Source organism: Spirillospora sp. NPDC052242 (assembly GCF_040679555.1).
In the GTDB taxonomy this organism is placed as follows: domain Bacteria; phylum Actinomycetota; class Actinomycetes; order Streptosporangiales; family Streptosporangiaceae; genus Spirillospora.
Window position 1 is genome coordinate 278,000 of sequence record NZ_JBFAUZ010000001.1, and the last position, 15,352, is coordinate 293,351.

Here is a 15,352-nt window from a genome sequence, read left to right on the forward strand (position 1 = left end):
GATCGCCCCCATTGTTCCGCAGATCACGTTCCGCCGCGATCACCGGCCCTCCCGTCCGGGAGGCGGCGGGACGGGCCGCCGCGCCCGTCCCCGCGCTTACCAGCGGCAATTCTGTTTGTCGCCGATATTCGCTATCATCCGAAATCGCCCTACAGGCGAGGTTCGCCGGTACGCACGGGCTCTCTCGGCTCCGGTCCGCGGGGTCTTCCCCCGCCGGGTCCGCGGGGCGCGCCCGGGCGGCCGCCCCCTCCGCCGGAGGCCGTCCGCGTTCACACCGAACCCACCGACGGGAGCGCCCGGGATGATCAGTACTCCGTTCGGTCGGGGAAACCCGGTTCGGCCGTGACGAACAAGAAGAACAACGGCACGAACGGCGCCGCCGGGAAGGCCGGCGGCATTTTCGGCAAATCCGCCGGCAAGATGTTCCGGGTCACCAAGTACAAGGACGGCCGGGTCAACTATCTCGACCCGACGAAGATCGACAAGCCGACTCGGGAGCGATGGCGGACCGATCGCCCGTCCAGGGTGCCCCCCGACGGCGAACCGGTGAACTCGCGCAAACTCGACCCCAACGACCCGAACCTCAAAAAAGAGGATCGGGAGATGATGGACGCCGTCGAGGACGCCCGCCGGCAACTGGGCAACGACGGCGGCCGGAACTTCGCCGCGCTCCGGTACATCGACTCCGACGGCCAGGAGCGGATCCTCGTCACCCGCAGCGACGGCGTCCACTCCGAGAGAATGGGCGCCAACTTCCTGCTGGACCAGGGAATCGACCCGAAGAACATCAAAGCCGTTTACACGGAACGATCACCATGTGACTATTCCGCGTCCTATTGCGATCAATGGATGAAGATGCACATCCCCGGCGCAGATGTTTCACACCGGTTCGACTATGGTATCAATGGCACCACCAGAAGTCAGGCCAACGGCTTCCACAGGACGTACCGAAACGGGCTCTTCTGAGCTTGACTTCCGTGGCTCAGGGGGCGGCACGAGGAGATGGGCATGGTTCCGGAGTTGACGACGAGCGCCCTCGTCGACGCATTCGGCGAGGAGGACGTCCGGCGGTTCGACGACGGCGAGGTTCCGGCGGGCGTCGCGCACGCGGGCACCCGCCGCTTCCTCACCGCGGTCGGTGTCCCGACCGACCTCAAGAACGGCTTCCTCAACCTGTCGTTGTTCGAGCCGCTGCCGGAGCGGCACGCCGCCCGGTCCGCGAAGGGGCACTGGACCTGGGCGCTCCCCGCCAACGCCGACCAGTGGTACGTGCTCGGCGGCTTCTTCGGCGGCGACGTGGCGCTCGACGGCGCCACCGGGGAGATCTCCTTCATCCCGGACGGGGACGAGCCCCCGCGGCCGCTGCACAGCGGCGTGGACGCCCTCGCGTACTACATGTACGCCCTCCAGCGGGACACCTATTACTACAGCCAGGAGTACGCGGACCAGGTCGACGACGACCCCGACGACGAACGGGACGGGGAACAGGCGCTCCTGGAAACGGCGTTGAAACTGGCACGCGAACTCATGGACGCCGATCCGACGCCGTTCACCGTCGATGAACTGCCGACCGAAATCGGCGACCCGGACGAAGAACTCTTTCCCCGCGACTTCGCCGGTCCGTGGACGGGCGCGTTCATCGACCTCTCCGCCGGCGAATGGGATTGACGCCCGCGCACGGGCCGGTCCCGAGGCGACGATGAACGCGAAGAGATGAACGCGAAGAAACGATGAACGCGAACATGGGCGGCCGGCTCGCCGCGCATTTCGGCCCCGAGGGGCTGCGGCGGTTCGCCCCGGCGGAACTGCACGGCCTCGCGCTTCCCGAGCCGGCCGCGCGGGAGCTCGTCGGCATGGGGCTGCCGGTCCAGGTCGGCCCGTACTTCACCGCCACGGCCGGCGAACCGCTGCCGCTCGGCGAGTACGGCGCGTCCGTCGGCTTCCCGGACGTCGGCCCGGACGAGTTCTCGTGGTGCCGGCTCGGCACCGACCGCGGCGCCGAGCTCTGCGTCACGCCGACCGGGGCCGTGCGGGCCGTCACCCTCGGCCCCGGCGCCGCCCCGAACGGCGCCGTCCCGGCCGCCCCCGTCCCGGCCGCGCCGCCCATGCACGTGAACGCCGACGTGACCGCGTTCGCCGCGTCGCTGCTGGAGCTGGACGCGCACCTGCCCGTCATCGCCGCGCCCGGCGAGCAGGACGCCGCCGCCGTGTTCCGGAGGCTCCGCGGACGGCTCCTGGAGATCGACGGCCCCGCGCTGCGGGACGCCGAGGCGTGGTGGCCCCGCGTGCTCGAAGCGATCCGGCACGCGCTGAGCTTCCCGTTCGCGGCGGCGTTCCGGATCGACGACGGGCGCGGCGGCTCCCGCATCGAGACGGAGACGGCGCGTCCGGGAGCGCCCCACCCGGAGCGCGTCCTGTGGGCGCGGCTCGCCGCCGCGGGCGTGCGTCCCGCCCAGGTCACCCGGATCCACACCGACCTCGAACCCTGCTCCCTGCCGGGGAACCACTGCGCCCGGCTGCTGGAGCGGTTTCCCAACGCCGCCCGCAGCCACGGCTTCGACTACGGTGACACCGCCGCGAGCAGGGAGGCCGGGCTGCTGGCCCTCATGCACCACGCCGCCGCACAGAACCGCTGAAGGCTCCCGATGACATCGACACCGAACGAGACCGGGCTGCCGCCCCTCGGCGCCGGACGCGCGCCCGCCGCGGCGGCGATCAGGCGGTGGGCGGCCGACCGGCTCCGCCCCCGGCTGTGCGTCGTGACCGGGGCGCCGGGCGCCGGGAAGAGCCGCCTGCTCGCCTGGTCGGCCGCCGACCTCGCCGGCGACCGGGCCGTGCACGCCCTGCTCAGCGTGCGCGGCATGACGGTGCGGGCGGCGGCCCGGGCCCTCGCCGAACAGCTGCTGCTGCCCGGCGGCGACCCGGCCGAACTCGTCGCGCGCGTCGCCGCCGACCTCCGTCCGGCGACGGTCGTCATCGCGGAACTCGACGAGTCGGGGGTGGACTGCGACGGCGCCGCCGCGGCCGAGATCGTCGCCGCGCTCCTCGACCCCCTCCTGGCGTCGCAGCACGTCCGGCTGCTGGTCGAGGGGCGCCCGGACGCGCTCGCCGGGTTCACGACCCCGGCCGACGTCGTGCACCTCGACTCCCCCGACATGACCGACCCGGAGGCGTTCACCGGCTGGCTCCACCAGGTCGCCGCGGCCCGGGGAATCACCGCCCCCGGGGCCGTCGAGGCGGCGTCCGCGCTGTTCCCCAACGCGGGACTGGCCGAGCTCGCCCTGCACGCCGGGCCCGGCCCGGACGTCCCGGCGCGCTGGGCCGCGGGCGCCCCGGCCGCCGCGCGTCCCGCGCTCGAAGCGCTCGCGAGCGCCTACGAGCCGCTCGACGCGGCCGCGTGGGAGTCGTGGACGGTCGCGCTGACCGGCGACGCCGAACGCGCGCGGCGGTCCCTCGCCGCGGCGGCGCCGCTCGCCGCCCGGTCGGCGAACGGCTTCTCCCTCGTCTGCCGCCCGCTGCGCGAGGCCATGCTCGCGGCGCGCACGCCGCAGCTCGCGGCGCAGATCGGCAACTCCCTCGGGTACATGCTCTACGAGTCGCTGCCGAAGGAGCGGGGACGTCCGGACTGGGGCCGGGCCGCGCCCTACCTGACCCGGCACCTGCTCCGGCACGCCGTCGCCTCGGGGACCGCGCCGCGGCTCCTCGCCGACCTCGGCTGCGCGCTGCACTGCGACCCGCCCGCGGTCACCGCGGCGCTCGACGCGTCCGGCGACGCCGTGCCGCTCGGCGCGGTCTGGCGGGCCGCGGGCCCGGCGCCGTTCGCCGCCGCCGGCCCGGCGGAGCGCGCCGCGATCCTGCACCTGACCGCGTCCAGGCGGCGCGACCCGCTCGCCGCGGCGCTGGCCCCCTACACCGCCGGGGCGGGCTGGTCGCTCGCCTGGACGGTCGCCCGCCCGGACCCCGCGCACTCCGCGCCGTGGACGGGCCCCGTCACCGCCCTCGCGTTCGGCGCGGGCGAGCGGGAGGGGCGGCTCCTCGCCGCGACCGCCGACGGCCCCCTCCACCTGCTGGACCCGGCGGACGGCGCCCCGCTCGGCCGCCTCGTCAACGCGACGCCCGCCGTGCGGGGGCTGGTGTGCCTCGCCGACGGCGGCGTTCTGCACCTGGACCCGCACGGCGTGCTCGGGCTCGTCCCGCCCCGCAAGGCGCAGAGCCGGACCGAGCAGATCGGCAGCCTGCTGAACGCCGGCCCGGGCACCGGCGCGGGCATCGACTCCGAGGCCGTCCTGCGGACGGTGCGGGGACGCGCGTCCGAGCCGACCGCGCTCGGCGCCGCCCGGGACGGCTCGCTGCTCGTCCTCGGCGACCGCGCCGGCACCGTCCACACGTGGCGGCTCGGCCCGCACCTGCCCGAGGCGGTCTCCCTCGACCTCCACGACGGGCCCGTCACCGCCGTGGCCTGCCTGCGCGGCCCCCGCGGCGGCCACCTCGTGGTGAGCGGCGGCGCCGACGGCACCGTCCGGTACTGGACCCCGGGCGAGGACCCGCCGCCCGACCCCGCCGACCTGCGCGACGGCTCCGTCCACGCGCTCGCCGGCGCCCTCGTCGGCGAGCGGCCCGTCATCGCCGCGGGCTGGAACAACGGCGACGTCCACGTGTGGGACGTGTCGACCGGGCACGACACCGTCGTCCGTCCGGGGTTCGTCCCGACCGCGCTGCTGCTGGACGGCGACGGCACCCTCTACGCCGGCGACCTGGACGGGCTCGTCGCGCTGCGGCTCGTCCTGCCCGCACCGGACGCCCGGGCCGCCTGAGCCGCCGCGACGCCCGACCCGCGGTGTCGGCCGGTCACCGCGGGGTGAGGCGCACCACCGGGTACTCGCGGTCGCTCTTGCTCTGGTACTTCGCGATGCGCGGCTGCGCGGCGGCGATCACCTGCCACGCCGCCTCGCGGTCGGCACCCTCCAGCCGCTCCGGCGCGACCGGCACGGCGCCCTCGCCGGCCAGTTCGATCGTCGCGCGGTCCGGGTGCGCCATCAGGTTGACGAACCAGTCCGGGTGCCGGCTGCCGCCGCCCGACGCGACTACCAGCCGGGCGTCGCCGTCGGCGAACCACGCCACGGGCGTCTCCCGGGGCTCGCCGCTCCGGCGGCCCACGGTGTTGAGGATCAGCACGTCCATCCCCATGGTCCGGCCGCGCCCTTTCCGGATCTTGCGGTTCACGCGGGCGTTCGCCCTGTGCTGCATCCAGCGCGACACCGCGCCCGGACCGCCGCCGCTCGTGCCCCCCGCCATCGCTCCGCTCCCGCCGTTCGGCTTCTCGTCCATGACCGGAACGGTAGGCAGGCGACGGTCATGGGCGCTTCTCGATTCCTGACCGATCCGCCCAGCGCCGTGTCGTCGGCGTAATAGTCGTCGGCGGCCCACAAGCTCGCGGGACGGGCGGGACGGAACGCGACGGCGCGGCCCCGGCCGTCCCGTCCAGCGGGACCGGGCCGCCGGACGGGCGCCGGGTGCTGCACGCTCGCCCACCATGGGCTCCCCACGGGACGAATGGTCCGACCGCCGGCAGATCCACGATGTCGTCCTCCGGTACTGCCGGGGCATCGACCGGCTCGACTTCGCGCTCGTCCGGTCGGCGTACCACCCGGACGCCGTCGACCACCACACCGGCTTCGACGGCACCGTGGACGAGTACCTCGCCTGGGTCGAGCCCCGGCTGCGCGCCCGGCGCGGCGGCACGATGCACATCGTCGCCAACCACCTGGTCGACCTGCTCGGCGACGCCGCGATCAGCGAGACGTACGGGACGTCGGTGCACTGGGGCGAGCCCGCCGACGACCCGCGCGTCAACTTCACCAGCGGCGTCCGGTTCGTCGACCACATGACCCTGCGGGACGGCCGGTGGGCGATCGCCGAACGGTGGGCCGTCCGGGAGTGGACCCGCTCCGACGCCGGACGCCTGATGCCCCGCGAGGCCCCGGGACCGGCCGGCACCAGGGACGACGACGACCCGCTGATCCGGCTTCAGCGGAAGCTGCACGGAACGGAGACGGACGCGTGAAAGTGGGAATCAGCTCGCCCATCGTGGCGCTCGCCGGCAGGCGCCCGGCGTGGGAGGCCGCGGCGGGCACGGCCGAACTGGTCCGGGTCGCGCAGGCCGCCGACCGGCTCGGCTACACGTTCATGACGTGCCCCGACCACGTGGCCGTCCCCCCGGGCCTGCCGCGCGGGGAACGCTTCTACGACCCGCTGGCGACGTTCGCCTTCCTGGCGGGACGGACGCGCCGGATCCGCTTCCTCCCCTACGTGCTCGTCCTGCCCTTCTACCACCCGCTGGAGATCGCCAAGCGGTACGGGACGCTCGACCACCTCAGCGACGGGCGGCTGATCCTCGCGTTCGGCGTCGGAAACCTGAAGGAGGAGTTCGACATGCTCGGCGCCCCCTTCGACGACCGCGGGCCGCGCGCCGACGACGCCCTCCGGGCCCTGCGGGCGGCCCTGTCCGGCCGGACCGTGTCGTACGAGGGCCCGTACTACGCGTTCCGCGACATGGTGGTCGACCCGCACGCCGTCCAGCCGCGCGTCCCGCTGTGGATCGGCGGCCACAGCGACCGCGCCCTGCACCGCGCCGTCGCGCTCGGCGACGGCTGGTCCCCGGCGCCGCAGTCCTTCCGCGGCCCGACACCCGAGCAGATGCGCCGGATGCTCGACCGGCACGAACCGCCGGAGGGCTTCGACGTCGTCCTGACGCCGGGCGAACGCCTCGACCCCGTCGACGCCCCCGGCCGGGTCGGGGAGATCATCGCGACGGCGGAGGAGGCGGGCGCGACGCACATCAACCTGACGGTCCGGCACGAGTCCCTGGCGCACTACCTCGAACAGCTGGAGGCGTTCGCCGAGACGGCGGGCCTCGACATCGAGCCGTAGGGCTCCGGCCGGCTCAGGGGGACGGCTCGTCCCGTCGCCGCGCGCCGGTGCGGAGCGAACGGCCGAACGCGTAGGCGAACACGGCGAACAGGAGCCCCACAAGGCCGCAGAAGACGTCGACGAAGACGATCGCGACGATCATGGCGCCCGCACCCGCGGACCGTCCGAATGCCTTGTCCGGCTCGGTGTGCAGCCGGCTGTCGTACCCGGGGACGAACCGCGCCCGCTCCGTGCGCCCCACCGCGCAGCCGTTCCCGGACACGTCCACGTGCACGTCCGTCACCGGCGGACCGCCGCCGGCGGGGACGAACGTCCCGACGCACTGCCGCCCGCTCGTCCGGCCCCCGACGCGCTTCTCGCCGGTCACCGTCAGCGTGCCCGGCTCCCCCGCCCGGCCGTAGGCCGCGCCCACGGACCGTCCGCCGTGGCTCGAGACCTCGTAGACGACGCTGAAGAAGAAACAGGCCAAAAGCACGGAGATCACCAGTCCGGCGATCTTCACCACGGGTTCGATGGCGCTCTCCTCGGCACGATCCCCTCGCCGCACGGCGGCCGTCCCGTCCACTGGGACGCCGCAGGTCCGGGCCGGGTTCCCCGGGAACGCCCGCGCATGACCCCCGTGCCGAAGGGCAGGAATCGGGCCTATGCACGATGCCGACACCGCGGAGACGACACGGCGGGCGCTCCCGCCGCGGCCGGACAGCCCGGCGCTGGCCCGGCGGTTCGTACGCGACCGCCTGGCGGGGAAGGCCGCCCCGGACACGGTGGACTCCGCCGTCCTCGCGGTCAGCGAGCTGGTGACCAACGCCGTGCTCCACGCGCGCACCGAGATCCAGGTGTCGGTCCGCGCCGTCGACGGCACCGTCCACGCCCGCGTCACCGACCGCGCCCCGCACCGCGGGCTCGTGCCGCAGCGCCGCCACCCGTACACCGACACCGGCCGGGGCCTGTACATGATCGAGCGGCTGACGTCCCGGTACGGGGTCGACACCGGCGAGCGGGGCAAGACGGTGTGGTTCGAGCTCGGCCGCCCCCGCGCCCCCGCGCCCGCCCCGTCCGGCTGGGGCCGTCCCGACCCGCCCGGCGGCGCCCGCCGCACCGTCACCCTCGTCGACGTGCCGTGGGAACTCTGCATGGCCGGCCGGCAGCACCGGCACGCGATCCTGCGCGAACTCCTCCTCGCCGCCGCCGCCGGAGACCTCCTCGAGGCGGAGGCGGACGCCCTCCACACCGCCCACGACGCCAACAACATGCTCAGCGCCTGGCTCGCCGCGGCCGACCGGGGCCCCGACGCCGACATCCGCACGCTCGCCCTGTCCGTCCCCGCGGACGCCGCCCCGGCGCTCGCCACCCTGCGCCGCGTCCTCGACCGGGCCGAGGACGCCACCCGGACCGAGGCCCTGCTGAGCCGCCCGTCCCTCCCCCAGAGCACCGACCTGCAGCAATGGCTGCTCAACGAGATCATCGGCCAGCTCGACGAGGACCGGCCGCCCACCGCGTGGACCGTCGCGGCCCGCGACCCGACCCCCATGCCGTGGGACGCCGACCAGATCCGGGAGAGCCGGCTCCCGACGGTCGCCACCGACGACCGGAACCGGATCACCGCCGTGAACGAGGCCGCCGCCGACCTCCTCGGCTGGGACGCCGACGACCTCGTCGGCCGCCGCCTCACCGTGATCATCCCCGAACACCTCCGCGACCGGCACGTCGCCGCGTTCACGTCCCTGCTGCTCACCGGACGTCCCCGCATCCTCGGCCGGGCCGTGCCCCTCCCGGCCCTGCACCGCGACGGCGGCACCGTCCCGGTCCGCCTCCTCATCCAGAGCCAGGAGAAGGACGACGGACGCACCGTCTTCGTCGCCCAGCTCTTCCCCCGGACCGCCGCGCCCCTCCCCGAGGCCCCCGAACCCGGCGAGACCCGCTGGCCGGAAGGCCCCCGCGAACCCGCACGCCGGGGCCGCCGTCCGAGCATGGACCTGTCGCCGCTGGAACGACTGTCCCTCCTGACCGAATGCGAGCGGGCGCTCAGCAGCGCCCAGGACCTCACGGTGGGCCTCCGCCAGGTCGGCCGCGCCCTCACCCGGCGGCTCGTCGACTGGTGCGCGATCGACCTCCTCGACGAGCGCGGCGAGGTCGAACGCGTCGTCGTCGTCCACCACGACCCGGACCTGCCGTCCCCCGCCGTCTACGAGGGCCGCTTCCCCCCGCTCACCCAGGCCGCGCGCGGCCCCCTCGCCCGCGCGCTGCGCGGCGCGGGCCCCCTCCTGCTCACCGGCGCCTCCGTCCAGGGCGACGGCCCCCTCGACATCCGGTACGCCGAACTGTTCGACCAGCTCGGCGCGAACAACGCCGTCCTCGTCCCGCTGCGCGCGCGCCGCGACGTCCTCGGCGCCTTCACCCTCGGCCGCGTCACCCCCGCCCCGCCCACGCAGGACGAACTGGCGTTCGTCCAGGACCTGGCCCACGGGATCGCCCTCGGCGTGGAGAACGCGCGCCTGTACGACCACGCCCGCCGGATCGCCGAAAGCCTGCAGCAGACCCTGCTCCCGCCCCTGCCGTCCCCCGAGCACCTGCAACTCGCCGCACGCTACGCGTCGTCCGCCATCACCGCGCAGGCCGGCGGCGACTGGTACGACGGCTTCGTCCTCCCGAACGGCGACCTCGCCCTCGCCATCGGCGACGTCGCGGGCCACGACATCAACGCCACCGCCACCATGAGCCGGCTGAGCAGCATGCTGCGCGGCGCCGCCGTCGTCTGCCGGGAACCCCCCGAGGACGTCCTGCACCACCTCGACGTCGCGAACCGCCTCCTCGCCGAAGAGGCCACCGCGACCTGCATCTACGGGGTCGTCAAGGGCGCCGGGGCGAACTGCGAGTTCGTCCACTCCTCCGCGGGCCACCTCCCGCCGCTGCTGACCACCCCCGACGGCGTCACCCGCTACCTCGACGGCGGCTCCGGCCTCATGCTCGGTACGGGCGTCGACCTGCCGCGCCCCTCCGCCCGCACCCCGCTCCCCCCGCACTCGACCGTCCTGCTGTACACCGACGGCCTCATCGAACGCCGCGACGAACCCATCGACGCGTCCCTCGCCCGCCTCCGCGACCACGCCGGCGCCCTCGCCCGAGCACCCCTCGGCGTCTTCTGCGACGAACTCCTCATCAGGCTCGGCGCCGACGGCACCGACGACATAGCCCTCATAGCCCTCCGCCCCACCCCGTAGGACCGGCCGGCGGCCAGATCGTCCGGTCGGTGCGGGGCCGCGGGGACGTCGGAGCATTTCGGCAGATTGGTATTGACCAATTGTCCGAGCGGTTCGTAGGGTGAACGTCGATCACCACCAGAACCGGGACATCGCCCTGACGACCAAGCCACGAAGGCAGCAAGTAGACCCAAGAGGTCTTTACCACTTGCCAGGCCGATGTTCCGTCGACGTTCGGTGACGCACATCGGCTGACAGCGGCCGTCCCACGCACGGGAGGCGGCGTCCGGGGGCGCTGGAGAAGGGAGACAGGTCAATGAGACGACGCTGGATAGCGGCCACGGCGGCGTTCGCCGCCGCGACCGTCGCCGCCGCCCCCGCCGTCGCCGCCCCCGCCCCCGACCGGGGAGCCGCGCGGGACGGCTGGCGGCTGGTCGCCCACGAGGGGTTCCAACGCCCGCTCACGGTGGACCGTGCCAGGTGGCAGCGCGATCCGCACGGGCCGGACAGCCCATGGCACGTCGGCCCGCTCGACGACGACGGCGAGGTCTGGAAGACGATCAGCGGCCCCGAATTCACCGAACGTCTCCAGACGTTCGACGTGTACCGCAAGCGGGTGCCGTTCGGCCGGGGCGGCTGGCTCACCGCCGAGATCGCCGCCGTCGACAAGGACAAGGACGGCCGCCCCGACTCGCAGCCGGGGCTCTCCAGCACCCGGCTGCCGGACGGCGCGAAGGTCGCGCGGATCCACGAACCGAGCTGGGACGCCGGGGTGCTGATCCGGCCGACCCGGCCGCTGCCGCCGCGCTACCGCGTGGAAATGACGTTGCGCGGCATCGACTTCGGCGGAAAGCGCGACGGGAGCTTCGAGTACGACGGCAAGTACAACGGCTACACCGAAGGCGACTGCAAGACCGGCTTCCCGTGGACGTTCAAGGGAGCCCTACCCGGCAAGACGCGCTGTGAATACGGCGACGTCAAGCGGGAGAACGGCTTCTACTACATGACCATCCTCGATTACGCCACGCCCGCGCCCCACGGCAACCCCGGCATCCATTACCGCCGCAAGGTCATCATGGACGGCTACAACAGCAACCAGACCTGGTCGGAGAGCAACGGGATCTGCAACCCCGCGACCGGCGAGATCTACAGCACGATGGACGGCACGTTCAACGGCGTGAACGCCATCTTCGTGCGCGGTGACAAGTTCCGTGCGCAGAACAACAACGTCAGCAACGAGTACTACTTCAAGACGGCCTGCGGCAATTGGTCGGGCGACGAGCCGTTCGGCGCCGACGGCGCCCACGACGACCTGCTGACCGGCGCCGAACTCCGCCCGGAACTGCTCCCCGAGGCGAGCTACCGGTTCGCGGTCGAACGCGACGCCACCGGCTACACCGTCGAGATGAGCGGCCCGTTCCGGCACATCGGGCAGGCGACGCTGCGCTTCCACCACGACTTCGTCGAGGACGGCCGACCGATCTGGCACTACAACCAGACGCCCGGCGAGTACGACGGCCGGTTCGACCGGAGCCTCACCCACACCGGCCCGTCCGGCACCTACACCACCGAGCACACCTGGCCCAAGGGGTCGGCCTACCCGGACTCCTTCATCATCGGCGACCCGCACCTCAACTACTACGAGGGCTCGGCGCTGATCGACGACATCCGCCTCTACGTCCCGAAGTAACACCGGAGGTGCCCCGTGCCCGTCCGTCTCCACCCGTCGCTCGCCACCGCGACGGCGGCCGCGCTCGTCCTGCTCGACCCCGGCGCCGCGCGGGCCGCCGTCGTCTGGGACGGTGACGCCGCCCGCGGCACCGCCGTCTTCGGCAACGTCGAATGCACGTCGCCCGGCAGCCTGGTCCCGGCGGCGCAGCAGGACGGGCACGGCACCGTCTTCCGCTACACCAAGGCCGTCGGCGTCTACCGCTGCGAGTCCCGCGGCATCCGCGTGAACGGGACGCGCCACACCTTCGCCGAGAACCGGACGTACTGGTTCGGCTGGGAACAGAAGTTCTCCACCGTGCCCGGCAGCGGCTCGGACTGGGTGCCCTGGCAGTGGAAGTCCTATCCCAACGCGAGCCAGAACTACCCGCTGCTGATGACGGTCGGCGCCGGAAGGCTCCAGCTCAAGTACGTCGCGCCCGGCGAGGTCTGGCACACCATCTGGTCCGCCCCCGTCGCCGCCTGGGACTGGAACCGCGTCGCGATCGGCGTCCACACGTCGACCTCGGCGTCCTCGGGCTGGGTCGAGCTCTACTACAACGGCGCCAAGCAGACCTTCACCGACGGTTCCACCCGCTACGCGGGCCGCACCTGGGACAGCGCGAACGAACCCAAATGGGGCGCCTACGACCGCGGCAACACCACCACCGAGATCGTCAACCGAGTGGACAGCCTACGAATGGGAACCACCCACACCGACGTGACCTGACCCCACCCACCGCGCTCGGCACCGCTGGCGCCGTGCATATCGACGCGACGTCGTGCGGAGTCGGACGAGCGAGGTCGGGGCGGACGCGCTGCACACGCTTGGTGGGTCGGGCGCGGGCGTCCCGGTGTCGAGGAGTTCGGGCTCAACGTCGGGCAGGACGGGCAGTGGCTCGGGCTTCGGACGGTGGACGGGGAAGGCCGCGTGGTCGGGGATTTGGGATAGTCGTCCCGTGATCAGAGTCGTCGTCGCCGTGCCGATCGGGATCGTGTTCGGTGCGGTCACTTCGTTGCTCAACGCCCTGTCGAGCCCCTACACCGCCATCGGCGCCCCGGTCGCCGACACGGTGGTCGCGCCGGTGGTGGAGGTCGTGAGCCGGCTGGTGGGGGTGGGGTGGGCGTGGGCCGCGCTCGCCGTGGCCGTCGGGTGGTTCGCCGGTCGTCCGCTGCACGGGGCCTTGGCCGGGACGGGGGCTCTCCTCGCGGCCACGACCGGGTACTACGTGCTCGATCCGGTGCTTCGCGACGAGCCGTTCGGCATGCACTCGGGCGCGCTGGTCTACTGGGCCGTCGCCGCCGTCCTCTTCGGGCCGCTGCTTGGCGCGCTCGGGAGCCAGATCGGACGTCCGGGGCCCCTCGGGCTGCTCGCGGGGCTCGTCGTTCCCGCGGGGGCGGCCCTGGAGATGCTCGTGTTCCGTGCGCCCCACCCGCTGCTCCCGTTGACGCCCGCCGAGCAGGTCGCCCGGTGGATCGTGCTGGTCGCCGCCGCGGCGGTCGCGTTCGTCCTGGTGGTGCGGCGGTTCGCGCGGCTGTGAGCCCGCCCGGCCGCGGCCGGACGGGCCACGAAGGCGGTCAGGACGCCAGGGTCCGGCGACGTTCGGCCCACTTGAGGGAGTGGCGGATCGCGTCCTCGATCGTGTACTCGGGCTTCCAGCGGAGCAGGTCCCACGCCTTGTCCGGACGGACGAACGCGCCGACGACGTCGCCGGGGCGTGCGGGTGCGTCCTCGGCCCGGAACGCGTCGCCGACGACCTCGCGGAAGGCGGTGACGAGTTCGCGGACGGTGGTGCCGTCGCCGGTGCCGAGGTTGATCACCTCGTAGCCGGGGTGGTCGGACAGGGGCGGGACGACCGCGTCGAAGCGGGTCGCGGCCTCGTGGAAGGCGCGGGCGATGTCCCACACGTGGATGTAGTCGCGGACGGCGGTGCCGTCGCGGGTGTCCCAATCGACGCCCGTGATCTGGAACGGGGTGCCGTGCTCGTAGCACTCGATCATCTTGCCGAGGGCGTGCGTGGGTTTGCTGCTCTGCAGGCCGGAGCGGAGCTGGGGGTCCGCGCCGATGGGGTTGAGGTAGCGGAGGGAGATGACGCGGAGGCCGTGGGCCTTGCAGAGGTCCTGCAGGAGCAGTTCGGCCATCATCTTCGAGCGCGTGTAGGGGTTCTGCGGGTCGAGGGCGGAGGTTTCCGTGACCGAGAGGTCGGGTTCGGGGCGGTACATCCCGGCGGTCGACGCGAAGATCATCCGGTCGGCGCCGTTGCGGATGAGGTGGCCCGCGAGGTCGAGGGTCTTGGCGAGGTTGACCCGGTAGTAGCGCTGCGGGTCCCGCATGGAGTCGGGCACGACGATGAGCGCCGCGCAGTGCACGGTGGCGATGACGTCGGGGTGCTCGCGGAAGATCGCGTCGATGAGGTCCCCGTCGCCGATGTCGCCCTGGTAGAAGATCTTCCCCTCGGTGAACTCCGGCCGCCCCGTGACGAGGCTGTCGAGCACGACGGGCGTGACGCCGCGCTCGGCGAAGACCGACGCGATCGTGCTGCCGATGAAGCCGGCTCCCCCGGTGATCAGGACTTTCATGTGGCATCCCCCTGCCGCCAGTGCCTGGACACGCACAGAATCCGCAGGGTCACGGGGGCGGTCAACGCCGGTGTCCAAGTTCGGACGGGCGTGAACCGGGGCGGGGCGGCGGGCGTCCGCGCACGGTTCCTCCGGGCGCGCGAGGCGGTGCGAGTACAGCGTTTGCAGGATCCGGACGGGCGCCGGAGGCGGCATGGTCGTGGGATGCGACCCATCCGCGTCCTCATCGTGGACGATCACGCGCTGTTCGCCGAGGCGCTCGCGGCCCGGCTGGGGCGGGAGCCTGATCTGGTGATCCTGCCGGTCGCCGCCGACGCCCGGCGGGCGCTGGCGCTGGCCGCGACCGAGCGTCCGCAGGTGGTGGTGCTGGACATGACGCTCGGCGCGGAGAGCGGCCTGGACGTGCTGGACCGGCTGCGGGAGTCGCATCCGGACGTGCGGGTGGTGGTGCTGACGGCGATGAGCGAGCTGGACGTGCTGGTGCAGGCGGTGCGGCGGGGCGCGGTGGGGTGGCTGTCGAAGACGGAGAGCGCGGAGCTGGTGGCGCGGGTGATCCGGTCGGCGGCGCGGCAGGGCGGGTGGATCCCGCCGGACGTGCTGGGCGAGGTGCTGCGCCGGCTGGTGGGCGGGGCGGAGGAGGAGCGGCTGCCGGAGCTGACGCCGCGGGAGCGGGAGGTCCTGCAGTGCATGGTGGACGGCCTGGGCCGCGCGGAGATCGCGGACCGGCTGGGGCTGTCGGCGAACACGGTGCGGACGCACACGCAGAACCTGCTGGCCAAGCTCGGGATGCATTCGGCGCTGGAGGCGATCACGCTCGCGATGCGGGCGGGGATGCGGCCGCGGGACTGATGCAAACGGCGTAGGCCGGGGTCGTCTTTTGGGCGATTTCGCGCGGTTACGACGTTCTTACGCTCGGCCTGACGAGGGCGGAGGGA

General features: G+C 73.4%; 14 protein-coding genes. 11 read left to right on the forward strand and 3 right to left on the reverse strand.

The window, feature by feature from the left end:
• Nucleotides 1–342 precede the first annotated feature (342 nt).
• The 4 genes from AB0L25_RS01440 (at nt 343) to AB0L25_RS01455 (ending at nt 4,814) form a co-directional block, all read left to right on the forward strand.
• The gene (locus tag AB0L25_RS01440) at nt 343–966 is read left to right on the forward strand and encodes a nucleic acid/nucleotide deaminase domain-containing protein (protein WP_500167446.1); all 624 of its coding nucleotides are present in this window, start codon (nt 343–345) and stop codon (nt 964–966) included.
• Between the two features lie 42 nt (nt 967–1,008).
• A complete protein-coding gene (locus AB0L25_RS01445) occupies nt 1,009–1,668 on the forward strand; it encodes an SUKH-4 family immunity protein (protein ID WP_500167448.1) in 660 nt (219 codons plus the stop codon).
• A gap of 62 nt (nt 1,669–1,730) precedes the next feature.
• Nucleotides 1,731–2,636, forward strand: coding sequence for an SUKH-4 family immunity protein (locus AB0L25_RS01450; protein ID WP_500167450.1), 906 nt, complete (start codon nt 1,731–1,733; stop codon nt 2,634–2,636).
• A gap of 9 nt (nt 2,637–2,645) precedes the next feature.
• Nucleotides 2,646–4,814 carry a hypothetical protein gene (locus tag AB0L25_RS01455; RefSeq protein ID WP_500167452.1) on the forward strand — a complete coding sequence of 723 codons (2,169 nt, stop codon included), beginning with the start codon at nt 2,646–2,648 and terminating at the stop codon, nt 4,812–4,814.
• Nucleotides 4,815–4,848: 34 nt separating this feature from the next.
• On the opposite strand, the gene AB0L25_RS01460 is transcribed toward AB0L25_RS01455, so the two are convergent.
• A complete protein-coding gene (locus tag AB0L25_RS01460; RefSeq protein ID WP_500167454.1) occupies nt 4,849–5,328 on the reverse strand; it encodes a nitroreductase family deazaflavin-dependent oxidoreductase in 480 nt (159 codons plus the stop codon).
• 205 nt (nt 5,329–5,533) lie between these two features.
• Between AB0L25_RS01460 and AB0L25_RS01465 the strand changes: the two genes are divergently transcribed.
• Nucleotides 5,534–6,064: a nuclear transport factor 2 family protein gene (locus AB0L25_RS01465; protein ID WP_500167456.1), complete on the forward strand. Its 531-nt coding sequence runs from the start codon at nt 5,534–5,536 to the stop codon at nt 6,062–6,064.
• Entirely contained in the window at nt 6,061–6,930 is an 870-nt protein-coding gene (locus tag AB0L25_RS01470) for an LLM class F420-dependent oxidoreductase (RefSeq protein WP_500167457.1), read from the forward strand. The genes AB0L25_RS01465 and AB0L25_RS01470 overlap by 4 nt, the downstream gene beginning before the upstream one ends.
• A 13-nt stretch (nt 6,931–6,943) precedes the next feature.
• Here the strand turns inward: AB0L25_RS01470 and AB0L25_RS01475 are convergent, their stop codons facing one another.
• Nucleotides 6,944–7,477: a hypothetical protein gene (locus tag AB0L25_RS01475; RefSeq protein WP_500167459.1), complete on the reverse strand. Its 534-nt coding sequence runs from the start codon at nt 7,475–7,477 to the stop codon at nt 6,944–6,946.
• 97 nt (nt 7,478–7,574) lie between these two features.
• Here AB0L25_RS01475 and AB0L25_RS01480 point away from each other — a divergent pair, with 97 nt between their 5' ends.
• From AB0L25_RS01480 to AB0L25_RS01495, 4 genes are all read left to right on the forward strand, one after another.
• The gene (locus AB0L25_RS01480; protein WP_500167461.1) at nt 7,575–10,151 is read left to right on the forward strand and encodes a SpoIIE family protein phosphatase; all 2,577 of its coding nucleotides are present in this window, start codon (nt 7,575–7,577) and stop codon (nt 10,149–10,151) included.
• A gap of 295 nt (nt 10,152–10,446) precedes the next feature.
• Nucleotides 10,447–11,820: a hypothetical protein gene (locus tag AB0L25_RS01485; RefSeq protein ID WP_500167463.1), complete on the forward strand. Its 1,374-nt coding sequence runs from the start codon at nt 10,447–10,449 to the stop codon at nt 11,818–11,820.
• 15 nt (nt 11,821–11,835) lie between these two features.
• The gene (locus AB0L25_RS01490; protein WP_500167465.1) at nt 11,836–12,567 is read left to right on the forward strand and encodes a polysaccharide lyase family protein; all 732 of its coding nucleotides are present in this window, start codon (nt 11,836–11,838) and stop codon (nt 12,565–12,567) included.
• Between the two features lie 229 nt (nt 12,568–12,796).
• Complete coding sequence (locus AB0L25_RS01495; protein ID WP_500167467.1) at nt 12,797–13,378, forward strand: DUF6518 family protein; 582 nt, start codon at nt 12,797–12,799, stop codon at nt 13,376–13,378.
• 37 nt (nt 13,379–13,415) lie between these two features.
• Here the strand turns inward: AB0L25_RS01495 and galE are convergent, their stop codons facing one another.
• Nucleotides 13,416–14,417 carry a UDP-glucose 4-epimerase GalE gene (galE, locus tag AB0L25_RS01500; RefSeq protein ID WP_500167469.1) on the reverse strand — a complete coding sequence of 334 codons (1,002 nt, stop codon included), beginning with the start codon at nt 14,415–14,417 and terminating at the stop codon, nt 13,416–13,418.
• 204 nt (nt 14,418–14,621) lie between these two features.
• Here galE and AB0L25_RS01505 point away from each other — a divergent pair, with 204 nt between their 5' ends.
• Nucleotides 14,622–15,266 (forward strand): response regulator, encoded by a 645-nt coding sequence (locus tag AB0L25_RS01505; RefSeq protein WP_500167471.1) that lies wholly within the window; start codon nt 14,622–14,624, stop codon nt 15,264–15,266.
• Nucleotides 15,267–15,352 lie beyond the last annotated feature (86 nt).